This is a genomic window from Candidatus Blochmannia sp. SNP, assembly GCF_036549215.1.
In the GTDB taxonomy this organism is placed as follows: Bacteria; Pseudomonadota; Gammaproteobacteria; order Enterobacterales; family Enterobacteriaceae; genus Blochmanniella.
In genome coordinates, this window is record NZ_CP144371.1 from 182,354 (window position 1) to 203,782 (window position 21,429).

General features: G+C 29.3%; 15 protein-coding genes and 3 tRNA genes. 16 read left to right on the forward strand and 2 right to left on the reverse strand.

The window, feature by feature from the left end; genetic code table 11:
- Positions 1-393 precede the first annotated feature (393 nt).
- Positions 394-1,356 carry a 6-phosphofructokinase gene (pfkA, locus tag VOI34_RS00765; protein ID WP_331828707.1) on the forward strand — a complete coding sequence of 321 codons (963 nt, stop codon included), beginning with the start codon at positions 394-396 and terminating at the stop codon, positions 1,354-1,356.
- Between the two features lie 194 nt (positions 1,357-1,550).
- On the opposite strand, the gene tpiA is transcribed toward pfkA, so the two are convergent.
- Complete coding sequence (gene tpiA, locus VOI34_RS00770) at positions 1,551-2,327, reverse strand: triose-phosphate isomerase (protein ID WP_331828562.1); 777 nt, start codon at positions 2,325-2,327, stop codon at positions 1,551-1,553.
- Between the two features lie 246 nt (positions 2,328-2,573).
- On the reverse strand, positions 2,574-3,323 hold the full coding sequence (locus VOI34_RS00775; RefSeq protein ID WP_331828563.1) for a ferredoxin--NADP(+) reductase: 750 nt from the start codon (positions 3,321-3,323) through the stop codon (positions 2,574-2,576).
- Between the two features lie 1,479 nt (positions 3,324-4,802).
- Between VOI34_RS00775 and rpmE the strand changes: the two genes are divergently transcribed.
- From rpmE to rho, 15 genes are all read left to right on the forward strand, one after another.
- A complete protein-coding gene (rpmE, locus tag VOI34_RS00780) occupies positions 4,803-5,051 on the forward strand; it encodes a 50S ribosomal protein L31 (RefSeq protein ID WP_331828564.1) in 249 nt (82 codons plus the stop codon).
- A gap of 262 nt (positions 5,052-5,313) precedes the next feature.
- Entirely contained in the window at positions 5,314-6,462 is a 1,149-nt protein-coding gene (metB, locus tag VOI34_RS00785; protein WP_331828566.1) for a cystathionine gamma-synthase, read from the forward strand.
- Between the two features lie 430 nt (positions 6,463-6,892).
- Complete coding sequence (metF, locus tag VOI34_RS00790; protein WP_331828568.1) at positions 6,893-7,783, forward strand: methylenetetrahydrofolate reductase; 891 nt, start codon at positions 6,893-6,895, stop codon at positions 7,781-7,783.
- 427 nt (positions 7,784-8,210) lie between these two features.
- The gene (gene murI, locus VOI34_RS00795; protein ID WP_443092750.1) at positions 8,211-9,068 is read left to right on the forward strand and encodes a glutamate racemase; all 858 of its coding nucleotides are present in this window, start codon (positions 8,211-8,213) and stop codon (positions 9,066-9,068) included.
- A 472-nt stretch (positions 9,069-9,540) separates the two neighbouring features.
- Positions 9,541-9,613: transfer RNA gene (locus tag VOI34_RS00800), tRNA-Ala, on the forward strand.
- 170 nt (positions 9,614-9,783) lie between these two features.
- A tRNA-Asp gene (locus VOI34_RS00805) sits at positions 9,784-9,857 on the forward strand.
- 27 nt (positions 9,858-9,884) lie between these two features.
- Positions 9,885-9,958: transfer RNA gene (locus tag VOI34_RS00810), tRNA-Trp, on the forward strand.
- Positions 9,959-11,065: 1,107 nt separating this feature from the next.
- Positions 11,066-12,709, forward strand: a complete 1,644-nt coding sequence (gene ilvG, locus VOI34_RS00815; RefSeq protein WP_331828570.1) for an acetolactate synthase 2 catalytic subunit — start codon at positions 11,066-11,068, stop codon at positions 12,707-12,709.
- Position 12,710: 1 nt separating this feature from the next.
- Positions 12,711-12,947: an acetolactate synthase 2 small subunit gene (gene ilvM, locus VOI34_RS00820; RefSeq protein WP_331828708.1), complete on the forward strand. Its 237-nt coding sequence runs from the start codon at positions 12,711-12,713 to the stop codon at positions 12,945-12,947.
- A gap of 48 nt (positions 12,948-12,995) precedes the next feature.
- Entirely contained in the window at positions 12,996-13,916 is a 921-nt protein-coding gene (locus VOI34_RS00825) for a branched-chain amino acid transaminase (protein ID WP_331828571.1), read from the forward strand.
- A 45-nt stretch (positions 13,917-13,961) separates the two neighbouring features.
- On the forward strand, positions 13,962-15,812 hold the full coding sequence (ilvD, locus tag VOI34_RS00830; protein ID WP_331828572.1) for a dihydroxy-acid dehydratase: 1,851 nt from the start codon (positions 13,962-13,964) through the stop codon (positions 15,810-15,812).
- Between the two features lie 8 nt (positions 15,813-15,820).
- The gene (ilvA, locus tag VOI34_RS00835) at positions 15,821-17,371 is read left to right on the forward strand and encodes a threonine ammonia-lyase, biosynthetic (protein ID WP_331828573.1); all 1,551 of its coding nucleotides are present in this window, start codon (positions 15,821-15,823) and stop codon (positions 17,369-17,371) included.
- 58 nt (positions 17,372-17,429) lie between these two features.
- Complete coding sequence (gene ilvC / locus VOI34_RS00840) at positions 17,430-18,911, forward strand: ketol-acid reductoisomerase (RefSeq protein ID WP_331828574.1); 1,482 nt, start codon at positions 17,430-17,432, stop codon at positions 18,909-18,911.
- Positions 18,912-19,150: 239 nt separating this feature from the next.
- Complete coding sequence (gene trxA / locus VOI34_RS00845) at positions 19,151-19,486, forward strand: thioredoxin (protein WP_331828575.1); 336 nt, start codon at positions 19,151-19,153, stop codon at positions 19,484-19,486.
- Between the two features lie 462 nt (positions 19,487-19,948).
- The gene (gene rho / locus VOI34_RS00850) at positions 19,949-21,208 is read left to right on the forward strand and encodes a transcription termination factor Rho (protein WP_331828576.1); all 1,260 of its coding nucleotides are present in this window, start codon (positions 19,949-19,951) and stop codon (positions 21,206-21,208) included.
- Positions 21,209-21,429 lie beyond the last annotated feature (221 nt).

Genomic DNA, 21,429 nt, shown 5'->3' on the forward strand with positions numbered 1-21,429 from the left:
TATGATTAAAAATATTTTCTTCTTATATGTAATCTTATAAAATTATACTAGTACATAGATTAAATCTTAAAAAGATATAAAACTAATCTATTTCATTACAAGTAGATACAATATGATACAATTGATATATTTAATACAAATATAAACCAAATAAATGAAAATAATATTTCAGTATTCAATTTCTAAAAGTACTATTACCTAATATTCTTTAATTTAACTAAACATTTAGTAAATTAAAAATTTACTATAATTTTATATATAATTATATATATTTAATATAGCTTTTTATTTGTATATGTTTTACATAGCCATATTTTTATTTAATTTGCATAATTAAATAAAAATATGGCTATGATCTGCTCTGCTAATAAACAACATAATAGAGTTCTACATATGATAAAAAAAATAGGAGTGCTAACAAGCGGTGGTGACTCTCCAGGAATGAATGCGGCTATTCGAGGCGTAGTACGAGCAGGTCTTTCTGAAGGATTAGAAGTGTATGGAATATATGATGGTTATTTAGGGTTATTTCAAAATCGAATGATGCAATTAAGTCGTCGTAGTGTTTCAGAAATAATAAATCGAGGGGGTACTTTTCTTGGTTCTGCACGTTTTCCCGAATTTAAAGAAGATGCCATTAGAGCAACAACTATTAATAATATATATAAACGCAAATTAGATGCCCTTATAATAATTGGAGGAGATGGATCTTATTTAGGAGCTAAAAAACTAAGTGATATAGGATTCCCTTGTATAGGATTACCTGGTACTATCGATAACGATGTTGCTGGAACAGATTACACGATTGGTTATTTCACAGCTTTAGAAACAATTGTTGATGCAATTGATAGATTGCGTGACACATCCTCTTCACATCAACGTATTTCTATTGTAGAAGTAATGGGGCGTTGTTGTGGCGATTTAACTATGGCAGCAGCAATAGCTGGAGGTTGCGAATTTATTGTAGTTCCCGAAGTAGAATTTAATGCGCAAGATTTAGTAAATGAAATTAAATCTGGTATTTCCAAAGGAAAAAAACATGCAATAGTAACTATTACCGAACGTATTTGTAATATATTTTATTTAGCACAATACATTGAAGAAAAAACTGGTAGAGAAACTCGTGCTACCGTTTTAGGATATATTCAACGCGGAGGAAAACCAGTGGCTTACGATCGTATTCTAGCATCTAGAATGGGAGCATATTCTATTGAGCTATTATTACAAGGTTATAAAGGACGTTGCATTGGAGTACAAAACGAAAAATTAGTACATCATGACATCAATGATGCAATACAACATATGCAACGTCCATTTCGTCAGGATTTACTAAAAACAGCTAAAAAACTATTTTAAATTTAAGTAACCACTATTATCCAATGATATTATCATTCAACATAATATATATTTCGATTTCATATGCTATATAACTATACATATGTATGAATTGTATTATCTATTGTTATTTATTCGCTTCTGCGAATACCATATGTCTGTTGTAAAAACAACATCAACACATTTTTATTTATATAACATATATTATTTATTGTTTAACCATGATACGACTTATCATGGTTTTCAGCTGCTTGCACAATTTTATAAAAACTATCTACATTTAAAGAAGCAGATCCTACTAGTACACCATCAATGTCTTTTTGATTAAAAAATTGAGTAACATTTTCTGGTGTTATAGACCCTCCATATTGAATAACTATTTCATTGGCTATAGACACATTATAATTCGCAATATAATTCCGGACTAACTTATGAACTATTTGTACCCTTTCTGGAGACGCGCTCATACCACTTCCTATCGCCCATATAGGCTCATATGCAATAACTGAATTGTTAAACACTTCCACACCAAATAATTTAATGACTGACTTAATTTGATTAAGACATACCGATTCAGTATGTCCAGAATCAAATTCTCTTTTATTCTCTCCTATACATAAAATAGGAATTAATCCGATCTTTTTTAAGATAAAAAACTTTTTAGCAATATATGTATCGTTTTCTTTATGATGTATTCTTCGTTCAGAATGCCCGATCAAAACGTATCGTGTATTTAAATCTTGTAACATTGCTGCAGAAACATCCCCAGTAAATGCTCCAGATACATGAACATCAACATTTTGCGCACATAACCAAATATTACTATTTATTAAATAACGCATAACTAAATCTAAATACACCACAGGAGGAGCTATAGCCACGCTGCATTTAGAAATATTAGCACATGCCTCAACTAATTTAATTATTAAGTTAGTTATGGTGTTTTTGTTACCATTTAATTTCCAGTTTCCTATCACCAATAGGCGTCGCATATTGTCTCTCTTATTAAAATCATTCTATACGTACTGGTCATTGTACATTAATTTCAAGAACATAAATAAAAAATAGATGAAATATATATATCGTACAATGACCAGTACGTATATTTACAAATATAACGAAATATAAATTTCGATATGCTGAGACTAAAAATTGCGATAGTTTCAATAATCAATTTAAAATACATTACAAAGTTACAATAATAATATTAACATTATATAACAATGTTAATATTATTATTACCAATAACGTTCTTGAGTAATTTGACCTGGATTGCGTCGTATATGATCTTTCATGCCGTATTTTTTTTTCAATATTTCTTTAGTATCAGATATCATCTGCGGATTACCACACAACATTACATGACTATTGCTAATATCTAATTGCAATCCCACTTTTTTTTCTAAAGAATTATTTTCTATTAAAGTAGGTATACGGCCAAAAAGCGAATCAGAAGATTCTTCTTGACTTATAATTGTTTGTATACGCAATTTACTAGAATAAATATCTTTTAATTTTTTCATTTTAGATAAATAATTTAAATTTTTATAAAACCGTGCTGCATGTACTAATACAATATTTGAAAATCGATCCAATCTTTCATTATGATCCTCAAGTATTGATAGATACGGACCAATTCCTGTCCCACTAGCCAACATCCATAAATTTGTACAACTTGGTATTTCGTCAAGTACAAAACGTCCATACGCTTCTTTAGTAAGCATAATATTGTCACCAGAACATAAAGTACGCAACAATGGAGTAAATTTCCCTTTTAACACAGTAGCTATATAAAATTCTAGATTTGGATTGTTAGGGGCATTAAGATATGAATAAGCACGGTGCATAATTACCCTATTTACATATATCCCCATTCTAGTAAATTGTCCAGCAACAAATGTATTTATTGGCGCTTGTACAATAAGACTAAATAACTGATCTGTCCAGTGTTTCACTGCAACAATTTTTCCAACAACCCATGTAGACATAAAGTTGACCTATATTTAAATTATTTAATTTTATTTCAGTTACTTCTGTGAGATAATTAAGATGAATATTAAATGAAAGCATACATATATTGCCATGTTATTCTTATAAGATCTACAATATATATATATATATATATATAATTCTTTCAAGAATTGATATAATATCTTCAAAAATTGTTTTTCAATTCAACAACAATTTATTATACTAAAATTATATATTCGAACAATTATTTTAACGTTATTACGTCAATATAAATATCCTACATACACAAGATTTTTCGTTTACAAAACCATATTTTTTTCGATAAATGAATTATTATATATACGTTATTTATTCATACTAACATTTCTAATCATATATGCACAAATTCATAAATTAAGCTACAGTAGCAATCAGATGATTAAATTAAGGTTAATTTAATGATTAACATTATTATTCAAACATATTGATAATAATAATAATAATATAAATTTAAGTATTTAATTATAATTTTTTATAAATATTGTTGCCCCAACAGATCTTATATTACTATTTTTACCTAATAAAATTAACATCATGAAATCTCATTGTAATAATTTATGGAAATTATTACAATGAGATTTCAACATAAATAAAATATTTGCTCCTACCCATACTACATTATAATTATATTCATATTTTATATATTTGATAAACTAAACTACAAATAATCTATTTAGTCTCCGTCAATAATAACTATAATATAAACACAGTTATTGCTCTAATTTATATATTAACTTTTATATCTCTGATAAAATATTTATGTAAATAATTATCTGTTGGAAATCACTATTTTTAGTATAATTAAAAATTCAATATAATTGTTATGTATTGATTATTACAATAATATTATATAATATAGCGTATTCTTGATATGATTACATGCGCCTAATATTAATGAATCATTATAGGCATCAATATTATATAGTAATAGCACATTTATTAGCTAAATCAATATTGATATACGATATCAACAAAAAATACGCTCTATATTTCAGTTAAAAACTGAAATATAGTTATTTTTAACTAAAACAACGGTCATTCTTAACTAAAAACATATATGATCATTATTTGGTAAATATAACCATAATAGATTATAAAATTAATTTATTTCTATTGCGGTACAATCCAATTTTTGTATTATATAATAATATCCCTAAAGTTTAGATGCACTGCGTTTAAAAATACATAAATTATTATGAATTTTTATAAAAATTTTATATAAAATAAAAATAATATCTATTGATAATAGATAGTTAAAAACTGTTAATTTATTACTCATCTATCTTTAGACTATGTACGTATACGATTAACAGAGCGAATTTTCTGATATATACATGATTATATGTTAATATTTAATGTGTTAAATTCCATAAAACAGAACTTATAATTTCATCGTTTTTTACAAAATATCCTATTAACTATTAGAAACGCAGTATTAATTAATACGAGAATGTGCCATGAAAAAAAATATTCACCCAAAATACAATAACATCTCTGCGTATTGTTCATGTGGAAATATTGTTAATACTAAATCAACTTTAAATCGAAACTTAAATCTAGATGTTTGTAATCTATGTCATCCGTTTTATACAGGTACACAACGTATAGTAGATACGCGTGGCCGTGTAAATCTTTTTAATAAACGCTTTAATATCGCTATTAATAATAACTTTTTAACTATTAATAAAAAATTGAACAAAACATAAATATATACGTTATCGCATCTACATTTGTATGCATCATAACACGTGACGTAAACAAAATATACTACAGGTGTCAACATAAATCGTCAAATTTTATTACTATTACTACTACATATCATTAATATCAAAATATATTTACTATATAGTCATTATAAATAATAAATATATATATATATATTTATTATCAGATATACAAATAATATTAGTATATTAATGATATTAGTGATATGTTAAAGAATATAGATAATCAAATTAATTACTTATTATGAATATTAAAAAATCTACAATCAGTGTTAGAAGTGGTTTGAATATTGATGAGCAACATGGATGCGTTGTTCCTCCTATTACTCTTTCAACTACTTATAATTTTTTTGGATTAAATCAACCGCGTCTTTATGATTACTCACGACGAAAAAACCCTACTCGAGATGTAGCTCAACAAACTTTATCAGATTTAGAATATGGAAAAAATGCAATTATGACAAGTAGCGGTATGTCTGCTATTTATTTAATATGCTCCGCTTTGCTTGAACCAAATGATTTATTAATAGCACCTCATGATTGCTATGGAGGAACTTACCGGCTATTAGATGCCTTACATAAAAAGGGCATATGTAAAGTATTATTTATTGACCAAAATGATACACAAATATTGTTAGAGTCATTAGCGCATAAACCTAAATTAATTTTTATAGAAACCCCAAGTAATCCTATGCTCCGAATAGTAGATATTTACAATATTTGTAATTTTCAAAAAGATATATTATATGTAGTAGATAATACATTCATGACTCCAGTTTTTCAAAACCCATTACTTCTAGGAGCGGACTTAGTAGTGCATTCTTGTAGTAAATATCTAAACGGACATTCAGATTTAATAGCAGGAGTGGTAATATCTAAGGATCCATATATTTCTGATAAATTAGCTTGGTGGGGCAACACACTTGGGATTACTGGCAGCGCTTTTGATAGTTACCAATTGTTACGTGGTATGCGTACTTTAATACCTCGAATTTACCAACAACAAAATAATACTAAAAACATTATTGCTTTTTGTCAAAAGCAATCTCAAATCAATATGCTATACTATCCAGGATTATCCACTCATCCTGGACATAATATTGCTTGTAAACAACAAAGTGGATTTGGATCGATATTTAGTTTTGAGCTAAAAGGAACTAAAAACATATTAGTGCAATTTTTACAATCATTAAAATTATTTACATTAGCAGAATCGTTTGGAGGCGTAGAAAGTCTAATTGCCCATCCAGCCACTATGACACATGCTGCTATGCCAGAAAACGCCCGAAAACGTGCTGGAATTAATGATATGTTACTCCGTGTTTCAGTAGGGCTAGAAGATAGTGATGATCTTATCGCTGACTTATCACAAGCATTTACGTCAATACAATAAGATATTTTCCCATTATTAAAATGTTATGTTTGTATATCCCTATTAATAAAATAAGATAATTAATAAACATACAGACATGATGATACCATCATAAACAGTAATCACCAATTAAATAGTCTACAACTTAAAAAATATATTTAACATATAAAAACGGATAATACACATCATTAATTACTTAATGCACATTTTAGTTATGTTGACCCTGACTAATATATAATTATGCAAAAACTCATAATAATAATATTATTCAGACTTATTAATGTAAACAGCACTAATTATAATAACAGAAACCATTCTTTCATATAACTTAAATACAAAAAATTCTTTATAAAAATGGAACGATTAAACAGTATATATAATAACACTTATTTATAGTGTAGCATATATAACAGATTGTACATATTATTTTATAAATCCACGAGAGGAAAATATGAGTATGTTCCATGCTACTCAACAAGAAATATTAAATCAATATTTAGCAGAATTACAAGGAAATATTAATGTATCATTTGAATTCTTCCCTCCACGTACCAATGAAATGAAAAAAATATTATGGAAAACTATAAAAAAATTAAGTAAACTAAATCCTATTTTTGTTTCTGTAACATATAGTGCTAATTCTGGAACACGAGATTATACTGACAAAACAATTAATGATATAAAAAAACATACTAGATTAGTAGTAGCTCCCCATTTAACATGTATTAACGAAACTCCTCAAGCATTGCAAATCATTGCTCAAGAATATTGGAATAATGGTATTCATAACATTGTTGCATTAAGAGGCGATCAAATCAAAAAAAATCATCAATCATCTATGCACGCTGCAGATTTGGTATATTTGCTAAAAAAAGTTGGAAATTTTGACATTTCCGTAGCTGCTTATCCAGAAGTACATCCAGAAGCAAAGAATGCACAATCAGATTTAATTAATTTGAAAAAAAAAATAGATGCTGGCGCTAATCGCGCAATCACTCAATTTTTTTTTGATGTAGAACAATATTTAAGATTTAGAGATCTTTGCGTATCTGTTGGGATCGATATAGAAATTATTCCCGGAATATTACCTATTTTCAATTTTCGTCAAGTACAGAATTTTATTACTTTTACTAAAGTTAAAATACCTCATTGGATATATGTAATTTTTCACGGATTAGATCACGACTTAAAAACACAGAAAATGCTTGGAACATTTGTAGCGATAGACATGATTAGGATTCTTATTAAAGAAGGAGTAAGAAATTTTCACTTTTATACTCTTAATAGATCAGATTTAACATATGCAATATGTCATAGTTTGGGAATAAAAAATAAAAACTAACATAATATGTCTTATACATAAATAAAAATTTTTATACAAATCCACTTTATATATGCTCAAAAACATGTATTTTAAAACTCAGTTTCTACATAAAAATGCTTATTTTGATAGAAAAAATTATTAATTAGAAATAGAAAAGGCAAAATATTTATATTTATTTATATATCATTAACATATGCAATCCTATACACAACAATATTTAGCTAATTACAAATTAAACTACAAAAAATATATAATTTCAACAAAACTAATATTATCTATAGATATCGTATTCAATATGATATCTATAATCAAAAGATAAAAATCTTTTAATAAAAGGTTGGTGCCCTATCATAGAAAAAATTATAAACAAAATTATAAATTAGATATACACTTAATTACACCGATTTATATGATGATTATATCAAATAAATATTTAATAAAACAAATGACATATTTCTGTAAAAACATATATAAACATAAACAACCAACAATCTTAATATTGGATTCTGGAGTAGGTGGGTTATCCATTTATACCGCAATACGCAAATTATTACCATACGTGTGGTATTTATATTTCTTTGATAATCAAGCCTTTCCTTATGGCGAACGTTCAGAAACATTTATCACAAATCGTGTAACCTCTATAATTAAAGCTGTGCAAAATCAACATCGATTAGATCTTGTAATTATTGCTTGTAATACTGCCAGTGTAGTTTCATTAAAAATATTACAAAACCGATTTTTATTCCCTATTATCGGAGTGATACCTGCGATCAAATTAGCATCTAAATTAACTAGAAATGGCATCATTGGAGTATTAGCAACACATCGTACTGTAAATCATAATTATACTTGGTATCTTATAAAACGTTTCGCAAATAAATATAAAGTCCTGCTATTAGGCACATCTGAATTAGTAAACTTAGCTGAATCCAAAATATATGGCGAAAAAATATCTTTATCAACACTTCGTAATATTCTCGCCCCCTGGTTAGAAATAAAACAACCTCCTGATACTATAGTATTAGGATGTACTCATTTTTCCTTACTAAAAAAAGAATTAATTGCAACATTATCTTCAAATAGCTATTTAATAGATTCTAGACGCACCATCGCTAAATATAGTTTACGTTTACTACGACATAATAAAACCCTAACCAAAGAGTCTGGGTCTATAAACAATTTTGGTTCTGTCAGACTAAACAAAATCTATTGTTCTATGGACACCACAGCAGCTATTAAACTAAAATCTATTTTACTAACTCATTATAATTTTTTTTCTTTAGAAATCTTATCAATATAAATTATAAAACAATTTGAAATTTTCGTTATAAAATATATATATTTATTGATTTTTTATCATACATATAGATATGTACTTGTTGTACTTAACAAACATAAATATATGCTCAACATATGATAGTTAATTTTTTTAATTATGAAATTAAGCATCAAAATTTATCTGTAAATATTAATATTTTATATACTCAACACATCAAAGATTCAAATTTTTATAAACATTTATCAACTTTAAAATAATACTGCTAGATTATTAAATTAATTTATGCCAAATTACAATAAACCTTTTATAAAAAATAATTATTGACTTCATTATACCAATTTTAAATTATTAATTAATTCTAATGTTAGTATAATCAAAAATTAAAAACCATTTTTTTAAACACTATCTTCATTCAGTAAAGTAAAAATTTGTAATTATATTATTTTAATTTGCATCTTTATTTTAAACTTGCTACAGTATATTCTATGGATATGGGGCTATAGCTCAACTGGGAGAGCATCTGTTTTGCACGCAGAAGGTTAGCGGTTCGATTCCGCTTAGCTCCACAATTAAAAGATACGTAAAGTAGGATAGTTTTGTGTTGAATACATTTCTAAATTCAAATCATAAAAGAATATATAGTAGAACAAAAAATTTTTACAGTGTTTCTCAGTAAATATTATATATGCTTATTTGAGAATTAGTTATGATAATCATTTAATTAAAATTAATGCCGGGTGCGGTAGTTCAGATGGTTAGAACATCGGCCTGTCACGCCGAGGGTCACGGGTTCAAGTCCCGTCCGCACCGTATCCGTATTGATTATTAATAATATCAAGGGGTGTAGTTCAAATAGGTAGAACGTCGGTCTCCAAAACCGAGTGTTAGGAGTTCAAGTCTCTTCACCCCTGTGATCCATGCGCAACTGTAATACAAATAATATAAAATTATAATTTTATATTATTTGTATTACATATATTATAATATATGTAATACAATCGTATTTTTTATGTTTTATTATTAATATTTTTAAAAACGATAATTATCGTCCTACATATTTATGGATTTTTACACACTTTTTAATATAAAAATAGTTATATAAACTAAAACCTATAAATATTTAAAAAATTATCGTATAGTTAAAACCTGAATGTCATATATCGTTCCTCTTAAAAGTAAATAAGCGAGCGCTATTAATTAAAATTATTGATAAATATGGACGGTTATGGCTGTTATTTATGAAATAAAATCATTAAGAATATATATAATCTTATAATAATAAACTAAGATAACAATTATATACTGATGATTATTAAAAACAATATCATTTAAAAAACATCACTTTTAAAAACCCGTATCTATAACATAGAAATATTAAATACAACATACATATAAAATCAAATATATATTATGCCTTATTGAAAATATCCACTAAAACGAAAGCATTAAAACAAAACAGAATTTACTATTATTCATCTATATTAAAGCATCAAATGCTTTGCGTTTTATTTACGTGACGATAATATATATTTATTGTAAAAATTTTTATATTTAAGAAACATGGAAATTACTGTTTTAAAAATTACTGCTAGTTTTTAATAAAACATACTATAGAATGTAATATTCTTAATAATTAAATATCAATATTAATGTAACAAAAAAATCAATTTTCTATATAATTATTTGTTTATTTAAAATATAAAAAATAAATTTTATTGATAAACAGCAATATTACACTTTAAACTAATAATATTACTATATTTTATAATTGCATCGATACACAACGGAAACTTATATTAATATCACAAATATAAATGTCATGAGGACTTTCCGGAAATAAAGGCTGGTTTTAATATATATATACGCACAATATTTATAAATATTCCAAATCTATTTAAATCTAATAAAATATGTAATTTCCGTACGGTTTACAATTAATTTAAAAAATCGATCACTTATTTATGAATCATCTAATTTAATTAATATTTAATTCATATAAATCACACGAGGAAATAAATATGAACGGAGCTCAGTGGATAATAAAAGCACTGAGAGACAAGGGTGTAGATATTATTTTCGGTTACCCAGGCGGGGCCATCATGCCAATATACGATGCATTATTTGATTCTGAAGTAAAACATTTATTATGTAGGCATGAACAAGGAGCGATTATAGCTGCTATAGGATATGCTAGAGCCACTGGGAAAGTTGGTGTATGCTTTGCAACTTCTGGCCCAGGTGCTACTAATCTTATTACTGGACTAGCTGACGCGTTATTAGACTCTATCCCTATAGTAGCGATTACTGGACAAGTAGGATTAGAATTCATTGGTACTGACGCATTTCAGGAAGTAGATGTATTAGGATTATCTTTAGCTTGCACTAAACATAGCTTTTTAGTACATTCATTAAATATGATACCTGGTGTTATTGATGAAGCGTTTTTTATTGCTTCTAAAGGAAGACCAGGCCCAGTATTAATAGATATACCAAAAGATATTCAACTATCTACTGAAAAAATAATACCTAAATACTATGTTGATAATAAAAAGTATATCGGTAGCATCAAAGGCAATATAGAAAAAGCTCGTATATTAATGCTGCAGTCATACCAACCAATACTTTATATAGGTGGGGGAGTAGGCATGGCTAAAGCAGTAACATCATTACGTACATTCATTTCCAAAACAAAAATACCTACTGTAGTAACCTTAAAAGGAATTGGTGCGCCAGATTATACAGAAGATTGTTATTTAGGAATGTTAGGAATGCATGGTAATCAAGCAGCTAATTTAGCAGTACAAAAGTGTGATTTACTAATTGCAATTGGGGCCCGTTTCGATGATCGAGTAACTGGACAGTTACATACTTTTGCTCCACAAGCAAAAGTAATTCATTTAGATATTGATCCTTCAGAATTCGGTAAACTACGTCTAGCCCATGTCTCTTTATCGGGAAATTTAAACGATTTACTATTTGCATTAACACAATCCTTATCTATTGAAAAATGGAGAATAAAAATAAAAGCTTTAAAACTAAAGTACCGTTGGTCTTATCAATCGACTGATGACAAAATTTACGCGCCAGCCTTATTACAAGCAATTAGTGAAAATGCTCCCTACGATACTATCGTAACTACAGATGTTGGGCAACATCAAATGTGGGCTGCCCAGCATATGCAATTTAATCGTCCAGAAAATTTTATTACTTCTGGAGGGCTTGGCACCATGGGATTCGGCACACCAGCAGCTATCGGCGCTCAAATTGGCCGACCGAACCATATGGTAATATGTATTTCTGGTGATGGGTCGTTTATGATGAATATACAAGAACTCGCCACTATTAAACGCAAAAATCTACCCATTAAAATTGTTTTATTAGATAACCAACGTTTAGGAATGGTTCGTCAGTGGCAACAATTATTTTTTAATAAACGTTATAGTGAAACTACATTAACAGATAATCCTAACTTTCTTGTTTTAGCTAAAGCATTTGACATCCATGGGTTACGTATTACTCATAAATCGCAAATATCAAATGCAATTAATTTATTATTTATGCACACAGGGGCTTTTTTGTTACATGTACTAATCGATGAATATGAAAACGTTTGGCCACTAGTTCCACCTGGTTCTTCAAATGATTCTATGTTGGAGCAGTAATATGATATGTTATTCTTTGTGTATTAAAGCTAGATTTTGCCCAGAAGTACTTGAACGTATTCTTCGGGTTATACGTCATCGTGGTTTTGAGTTACATACGTTAAATATGTCGTCACATAACAAATTTGATAACAAAAAAATAAATATTTTTTTGACTGTTTCCAGTAATAGAGCAATATGCTTACTATCTGCTCAGTTAAATAAACTAACAGATATATATCATATTGAAATTCAATAAATTTAATCATTGTTAAATTAACATTATATTTAACTAGGAAGAAATCAAATGAATACAGCAAATTTTATTTGGTTTAATGGAGATATCATACCATGGCAAGAAGCTAAAATACATGTAATGTCTCATTCTCTGCACTATGGATCATCAGTATTTGAAGGTATGAGATGTTATGATTCATATAAGGGACCTGTTATATTTCGTAATCGCGAACACATACAAAGATTACATAATTCCGCAAAAATTTATCGTATGCCCATTTCTTGGAGTATCAACAATTTAATGCAAGCATGTAAAGTTATTATTCATGAAAATAATTTAATTAATGCATATATTCGTCCTATAGTATTCATTGGAGACATAGGAATGAAAATTAATCCAGATCTTGGATATACCACAGACGTTGCTATAGCAGCTTTCTCTTGGTCATCTTATTTGGGAGAAAATTCTTTAACACAAGGGATTGATGTGATGATATCTTCTTGGAACAGAGTACCAGCGAATACTCTTCCAAGCTCAGCTAAAGCTGGCGGAAATTACTTATCATCCATGTTAATTAGTAATGAAGCTTTCAGAAATGGTTATCACGAAGGAATTGGGTTAGATATATACGGTTATATTTCAGAAGGAGCTGGTGAAAACTTATTTGAAGTTAAAGATAACATTATCTTAACCCCACCACGTGCCTCCTCTATATTACCTGGAATTACACGAGATTCTATTATTAAATTAGCGATAAATACTGGTTTGGAAGTACAAGAACAAGTATTATCTCGTGAGTCTTTGTATACAGCGGATGAAATATTTATGTCGGGTACTGCTGCAGAAATAATTCCAGTACGTAGCGTAGATGGAATTCAAGTAGGTACTGGCAGATGTGGACCCATTACTAAAAAATTACAGGATTTATTTTTTAACTTATTTACTGGAGCAACTGAAGATCTATGGGGCTGGTTAGATCCAGTCAATTAGCAATTGTGAACATTCAACATTTAAAATACTGGAGTTTAAATATATATGCCTCAATATCGCTCTACTACTACTACACATGGTCGTAATATGGCTGGTGCTCGAGCATTATGGCGCGCTACAGGCATGACCACCGAAGATTTTGATAAAATGATTATTGCTGTAGTTAATTCATTTACCCAATTTGTTCCTGGTCACGTGCATTTACGAAATGCAGGGACATTAGTTTCTGAACAAATTAATATTAACGGAGGGGTTGCAAAAGAGTTTAATACTATTGCAATAGATGATGGAATTGCCATGGGCCATAGTGGCATGCTATATTCTTTACCATCTAGGGATCTTATTGCTGATTCAGTAGAATACATGATCAATGCCCATTGTGTCGATGCTATGGTGTGTATTTCTAATTGCGATAAAATAACACCTGGAATGTTAATGGCAGCATTGCGCTTAAATATTCCAACCATCTTTATATCAGGTGGTCCAATGGAATCTGGCACAATCACTCTATCTAATAAAGATATTAAACTTAATTTAATTGATGCAATAACTTCTGCCGCAAATCCTAATATTTCTAATATTGACCAACAAAACATCGAAGAAGAAGCATGTCCTACATGTGGATCTTGCTCAGGAATGTTCACTGCAAATTCTATGAATTGTTTAACAGAAGCGCTAGGATTAGCTCAACCAGGAAATGGGTCATTGTTAGCTACTCATTCTGATCGAAAAAAATTATTTTTAAATGCTGGTAAATATATTGTCCACTTAGCAAAATCTTATTATGAAGAAAATAATTATTCTGTTTTGCCTCGTAATATAGCTAATAAATCTTCTTTTGAAAATGCAATGATGTTAGACATTGCAATGGGTGGATCCACCAATACTGTATTGCACTTACTTGCAGCCGCACAAGAAGGAGAAATAGATTTTACTATGGCAGATATTGATAGATTATCTCGAAAAGTACCACATCTGTGTACAGTAGCTCCAAATACTCAACAATATCATATGGAAGATTTTCATCGAGCTGGGGGAGTAATGGGTATACTTGGTGAATTAAATCGTTGTGGTCTATTACATAGAAATACACGAAATATATTAAATCAATCTTTATCAGAAACATTATTAAAGTATGATATTGTTTCCTGCGACAATATTGATTCAAAAAATATGTACGCTGCAGCTCCAGGCGGAGTACGTACTACACAAGCATTTACCCAGACAAACAGATGGGCTTCATTAGATATAGATCGTTGCTCTGGTTGTATTCGTAATCGCAAGCATGCTTATAGCCAAGATGGCGGTTTAGCGGTATTATATGGCAATCTTGCTATAGATGGTTGTCTTGTAAAAACAGCTGGAGTACATATAAACCTTCAAAAATTCTATGGCCCAGCTAAAGTCTATGAAAGCCAAGAAGATGCTGTTCAATCAATTCTAACAGGAAATGTGCATCCTGGAGATATAATTGTAATTCGATATGAAGGCCCAAAAGGAGGGCCAGGTATGCAAGAAATGCTATATCCAACATCTTTTCTTAAATCTATGAGTTTGGATTTATGCTGTGCTTTAATTACAGATGGTAGATTTTCAGGTGGAACATCTGGTTTGTCTATTGGACATATATCTCCAGAAGCAGCTAATAAGGGATTAATCGGCTTAGTATATGACGGAGATATAATTAGTATTGATATCAGTGCGCGTAGTATTATCTTAGAAGTGTCTGAATATGTACTAAAAACAAGATATGAATTAGAAATCGCTCGAGGCACCAAAGCATGGACTCCAACCAACAGAAATAGAAATATATCTACTTCTTTAAAAGCATATGCCCATTTAGTAACAAGTGCGGACAAGGGTGCTGTTCGTGATAAATCTAAGTTGTTGGGATAATATTATAAATGAAAAAAATTAATTATTTTCTTCCTAATGCGCCCTGCCCCGCAGAATATCTACGAGCTGCTTTGAGTTCTCATGTGTATGAAGTAGCGCAAATAACACCATTACAGATTATGAGCAAATTATCCCAACGTTTCGAAAATATAGTATTAGTAAAACGTGAAGACAGACAACCAGTACATAGCTTTAAGCTACGTGGCGCTTATGCCATGATTTCAAGTCTCAATGAAGCACAAAAATCTTCTGGAGTTGTTACAGCATCAGCAGGTAATCATGCTCAGGGAGTAGCTTTTTCTGCTACTCATCTTGGTATAACATCTTTAATTGTAATGCCTACAAACACTGCAGATATAAAGATAGACGCAGTACGTAATTTTGGTGGAAAACCATTATTATGTGGAGCTAATTTTGATGAAGCTAACATTAAAGCTATATCTCTAGCTAATAAACATCAATTAACTTTCATTCCTCCATTCGACCACCCAACGGTTATAGCAGGTCAAGGAACATTGGCGATGGAATTACTACAACAAGATGCTCATTTAGATCGTATTTTTGTTCCAGTAGGAGGAGGTGGGTTAGCTGCAGGTATTTCTGTTTTAATTAAACATCTTATGCCCCAAATAAAAGTTATAGGGGTTGAATCAGCAGAATCCGCTTCTTTATGCGCTGCATTATCTGCTGGAATGCCAGTATGGTTACATAAAGTAGGTTTATTTGCAGAAGGAGTAGCTGTACGATGCATTGGAAATGAAACATTTCGTTTATGTAAAAAATATTTAGATGATGTAATTACAGTAGATAATGATGCGATTTGTGCCGCGATAAAAGATTTATTTGAAGACGTACGCGCTATAGCTGAACCTTCAGGTGCTTTAGCATTGGCTGGAATGAAGAAATATATTCAACAATATGCAATACGGGGCGAAAGATTAGCTCATGTTCTTTCAGGTGCTAATATAAATTTTCATGAATTACGTTATATTTCAGAACGTTGCGAACTAGGAGAGCAACGAGAAGCATTGATGGCAATTACTATTCCAGAAAAAAAAGGTAGTTTTTTAGAATTCTATAAAATATTAGGAAACAGATCAGTAACAGAATTTAATTATCGTTATAATGGATCCAAAAAAGTTTGTATCTTCATTGGTATACGTTTAAAAAATGGACATGCTGAAAGAAAAATAATAATACAAGAAATACTCGCTAATGGTTTTCAAGTCATAGATCTATCTGATGACGAAATGGCAAAATTACATGTTAGATATATGGTAGGGGCGCGTGTATTCCAGTCTTTACAGGAACGAATTTTCAGTTTCGAATTTCCAGAAGCTCCGGGAGCATTATTAAAATTTCTTTATACTTTAGGCGCGAATTGGAATATTTCTCTGTTTCATTATAGAAATCATGGTACTGATTACGGGCGTGTTCTGGCTGGATTTGAATTATCTAACCAAAAAGAAGAAAAAGAATTTGAACAATACCTATCTAAATTAGGATACGAATGGCATGATGTCACAGCTAATCCAGTGTTTGAGGTATTTTTAAATTAAAAAATTATTTTTACAAAAAATTATTAAATTATTTTAACATTACTTAAAAAGGTATTTTATGGCTAATTATTTTAATACATTAACTTTTATACAAAAATTAAAACATTTAAAAAAATGCCGATTTATGGGTCACAACGAATTTTCTAAAGGAATTCAAGCCTTATTATCTAAAAAAATAGCTATAATAGGTTGTGGATCTCAAGGGTTAAATCAAGGTTTGAATATGAGAGACTCAGGTATAAATATTTCATACGCCTTGCGTCGAGAATCTATTATTAATAAACAAGAATCGTGGTCAAGAGCGACACAGCACGGATTTACTATAGGAACTTATGAAGAAATTATTCCAACATCAGATATTATTATTAACTTAACTCCAGATAAAAACCACACAGCAGTAGTAAAAAAAATAGAACCTTTAATGAAACATAGATCTGTATTAGGCTATTCACATGGATTTCATATTGTAGAGGTTGGAGAAAAAATTCGTCAAGATATCACTGTCATAATGGTCGCTCCAAAATGTCCTGGTACAGAGGTTCGTCAAGAGTATCAACGAGGATTTGGGGTGCCTACCTTAATTGCCGTACATAAAGAAAACAACGCATATAATATAGGTATGGAATTGGCAAAATCCTGGGCATTCGCACTTGGTAGCCACCGTGCTGGGGTATTAGAATCTTCATTTGTAGCAGAAGTTAAATCAGATCTTATGGGAGAACAAACCATTTTATGTGGAATGTTGCAAGCAGGATCAATTCTTTGTTTTGACTACATGATTAATAATGGTATTGATGCTGGATACTCAGGAAAATTTATTCAATATGGTTGGGAAGTCATAACTGAAGCATTAAAACACGGAGGCATCACATTAATGATGGATCGATTATCTAACATTGCTAAAATACGTGCTTTTACATTATCTGAAAAACTAAAAAATATATTGAAACCAATTTTTGAAAGACATATGGAAAATATACTTAATGGAGCATTTTCTGAGGAGATGATATCAGATTGGAAAAATAATGATTCTAAATTACTTATTTGGAGAAAAAAAACCAGTCAACTTCCATTAGAACAAGCGCCAAACTATCAACAAGAGATTTTGGATCAAACATATTTTGATCATGGAATATTAATGGTAGCCATAATAAAAGCAGGAGTAGAACTATCTTTTGACACAATGATAAAAGCTGGTATAGCTCCAGAATCAGCATACTATGAGTCATTACATGAATTACCTTTAATTGCAAATACTATAGCTCGAAAAAAATTATATGAAATGAATACGGTAATTTCCGACACTGCAGAATATGGTAATTATTTGTTTTGCAACGCAGTAGTGCCTTTATTAAAAAAAACTATAATACCTAATTTAAAAAAAGGAGATTTAGGTATATCGCCCGAAGAAACTAAAATAGATAATATTATTTTACGTAATACTAATGCAATGATTAGAAATCATGCAATAGAAAAAGTTGGAATTAAATTAAGAAGTCATATGCAAAACATGAAAAATTTATCGTTTATTAATAATTAGAAATCCAAACTGTAATCATACGGTAATTTCAAGTTATCTTGTTATCACGAAGGATCATATAGCCGATAATCTAAATACAATAAATATTTTAAATAAAAGTAATAGAAATTAATATTAAATGACCAATTATGTAAATGATAGCAAACACTAATTAATTTAAGATATATACTAAAATAAATAATTATTATTATCATTATATGTATATTATAATTAATAAAAACAGGTTATAAGGAGAATAAATGAATCATATAGTAAATTTGACAGATTCTAATTTTAAAGAAAAGGTATTAAACTCTATCAATCAAGAAAGTACGCCATTTTTAATTGATTTTTGGGCTGAATGGTGTAATCCCTGTAAAGCAATGATACCTATTTTAGAAGACATAGCTATAGAATTTCATGATAAACTAAAAATAGCAAAATTAAATATAGATGAAAATCCAATCACTACTAAAAACTATGGCATTAGAAGTATTCCAACGTTATTATTAATTCGTCATGGAACAGTATTATCTACTAAAATAGGATTATTATCTAAACAAAAATTACAAGAATTTTTAAAAACATATATATAGGTTTCATACTTATTATTTAATACTTGTAATTTTTACAAATTTATCTTATATGTTAGTAGACGTTTCTTTAAGATTATAGTAGAATAACAACCTATTGTTTTGTAATAAATCATAAATGTATGATTTATTAGCAACGATTAAGAACACAGTAGTCATTGTAATAGTAATAATAATGATTGTATAACGTAAACAAGATAGATTAAATGTAGACATATTTTCTAATATAGTTATGAAATTACTGGTGAATTTTTATAAATCTATTTCTCTATGAAAATCCGATAATAAGAGAAGTAATGTTTTTTGATTATATACCTATTCTTTATGGTATTTAGAGGTGGTATATAATCAAGTGCTGTCATACTCATACTATAAAGGAAATAATTATTATATTGTGTTGTACAATAAACCATATCTCTTTAATACCAACGGTATTGTATACCTCCAATTTAAGAATCCATAACTATGAATCTTACAAAATTAAAAAACATACCAGTTTCTGAGTTAGTACACCTGGGAGAAGGTATGGGTCTAGAAAATTTAGCACGCATGCGTAAGCAAGACATTATTTTTGCTATTTTTAAACAACATGCTAAAACTGGAGAAGATATTTTTGGGGATGGCGTATTAGAGATCTTACAAGATGGTTTTGGGTTTCTTAGGTCTAGTGATAGCTCCTATCTTGCAGGTCCAGATGATATTTATGTATCTCCTAGCCAAATTCGTCGTTTTAACTTACGTACTGGAGATACTATTTCTGGAAAAATTAGACCTCCAAAAGAAGGTGAACGTTATTTTGCATTACTTAAAGTAAGTGATGTAAATTATGATAAACCTGAAAATGCCCGTAATAAAATTTTATTTGAAAATCTCACCCCATTACATGCCAATTCACGATTACGTATGGAGCGAGGGAACGGTTCTACGGAAGATCTAACTGCAAGAGTATTAGATTTAGCGTCACCAATTGGACGTGGTCAACGAGGTTTAATCGTAGCGCCTCCTAAAGCTGGAAAAACCATACTTTTACAAAATATTGCACAAAGTATTAGTCACAACTATCCAGACTGTGTACTGATAGTACTTTTGATAGATGAACGCCCAGAAGAAGTTACTGAAATGCAACGCTTAGTTCATGGAGAAGTAATTGCATCTACTTTTGACGAACCAGCTTCTCGTCATGTACAAGTGTCTGAAATGGTAATTGAAAAAGCTAAACGATTAGTGGAACATAAAAAAGATGTCATAATTTTATTAGATTCCATCACGCGATTAGCTAGAGCCTATAATACTATTGTACCTTCATCTGGAAAAGTGTTAACAGGAGGAGTCGATGCTAACGCTTTACATCGCCCAAAACGGTTTTTTGGAGCTGCTCGTAATATGGAAGAAGGAGGAAGTTTAACTATTATAGCTACTGCTTTAATTGATACTGGGTCAAAAATGGATGAAGTAATTTACGAAGAATTTAAGGGAACTGGAAATATGGAGCTACATCTATCAAGAAAAATAGCTGAAAAACGTGTTTTCCCAGCGATTGATTATAATCGATCTGGAACTAGAAAAGAAGAATTGTTAACTACTCAAGATGAGCTACAAAAAATATGGATTTTGCGTAAAATTATTCATCCAATGAGCGAAATTGACGCAATGGAATTTATGATGAATAAACTATCTATGACAAAAACTAATGATGAGTTTTTTGATATGATGAAACGATGTTGATTTATTATAATAATTATGAATTAAATATTAAAATGCGTTTTAAGAAATAATTACCTACAGTATTTTTATGTTAATCTGTTTTAACCAAATTTCATTATAAAACTTATTTAAGAGGAGCTGTTTGCACTTTTTATATTATGTACTATACTATGAATATAATATTGTTATATACATGAATTTTATGCAATCACTTATTTTAAAAAAATATTTAAAACAGCATA

What these genes read in the sequence shown, in the direction of transcription:
- pfkA (WP_331828707.1), top strand. Translation starts at nt 394, where the DNA reads ATGATAAAAAAAATAGGAGTGCTAACAAGCGGTGGTGACTCTCCAGGA.
- tpiA (WP_331828562.1), bottom strand. Translation starts at nt 2,327, where the DNA reads ATGCGACGCCTATTGGTGATAGGAAACTGGAAATTAAATGGTAACAAA.
- VOI34_RS00775 (WP_331828563.1), bottom strand. Translation starts at nt 3,323, where the DNA reads ATGTCTACATGGGTTGTTGGAAAAATTGTTGCAGTGAAACACTGGACA.
- rpmE (WP_331828564.1), top strand. Translation starts at nt 4,803, where the DNA reads ATGAAAAAAAATATTCACCCAAAATACAATAACATCTCTGCGTATTGT.
- metB (WP_331828566.1), top strand. Translation starts at nt 5,314, where the DNA reads ATGAATATTAAAAAATCTACAATCAGTGTTAGAAGTGGTTTGAATATT.
- metF (WP_331828568.1), top strand. Translation starts at nt 6,893, where the DNA reads ATGAGTATGTTCCATGCTACTCAACAAGAAATATTAAATCAATATTTA.
- murI (WP_443092750.1), top strand. Translation starts at nt 8,211, where the DNA reads ATGACATATTTCTGTAAAAACATATATAAACATAAACAACCAACAATC.
- ilvG (WP_331828570.1), top strand. Translation starts at nt 11,066, where the DNA reads ATGAACGGAGCTCAGTGGATAATAAAAGCACTGAGAGACAAGGGTGTA.
- ilvM (WP_331828708.1), top strand. Translation starts at nt 12,711, where the DNA reads ATGATATGTTATTCTTTGTGTATTAAAGCTAGATTTTGCCCAGAAGTA.
- VOI34_RS00825 (WP_331828571.1), top strand. Translation starts at nt 12,996, where the DNA reads ATGAATACAGCAAATTTTATTTGGTTTAATGGAGATATCATACCATGG.
- ilvD (WP_331828572.1), top strand. Translation starts at nt 13,962, where the DNA reads ATGCCTCAATATCGCTCTACTACTACTACACATGGTCGTAATATGGCT.
- ilvA (WP_331828573.1), top strand. Translation starts at nt 15,821, where the DNA reads ATGAAAAAAATTAATTATTTTCTTCCTAATGCGCCCTGCCCCGCAGAA.
- ilvC (WP_331828574.1), top strand. Translation starts at nt 17,430, where the DNA reads ATGGCTAATTATTTTAATACATTAACTTTTATACAAAAATTAAAACAT.
- trxA (WP_331828575.1), top strand. Translation starts at nt 19,151, where the DNA reads ATGAATCATATAGTAAATTTGACAGATTCTAATTTTAAAGAAAAGGTA.
- rho (WP_331828576.1), top strand. Translation starts at nt 19,949, where the DNA reads ATGAATCTTACAAAATTAAAAAACATACCAGTTTCTGAGTTAGTACAC.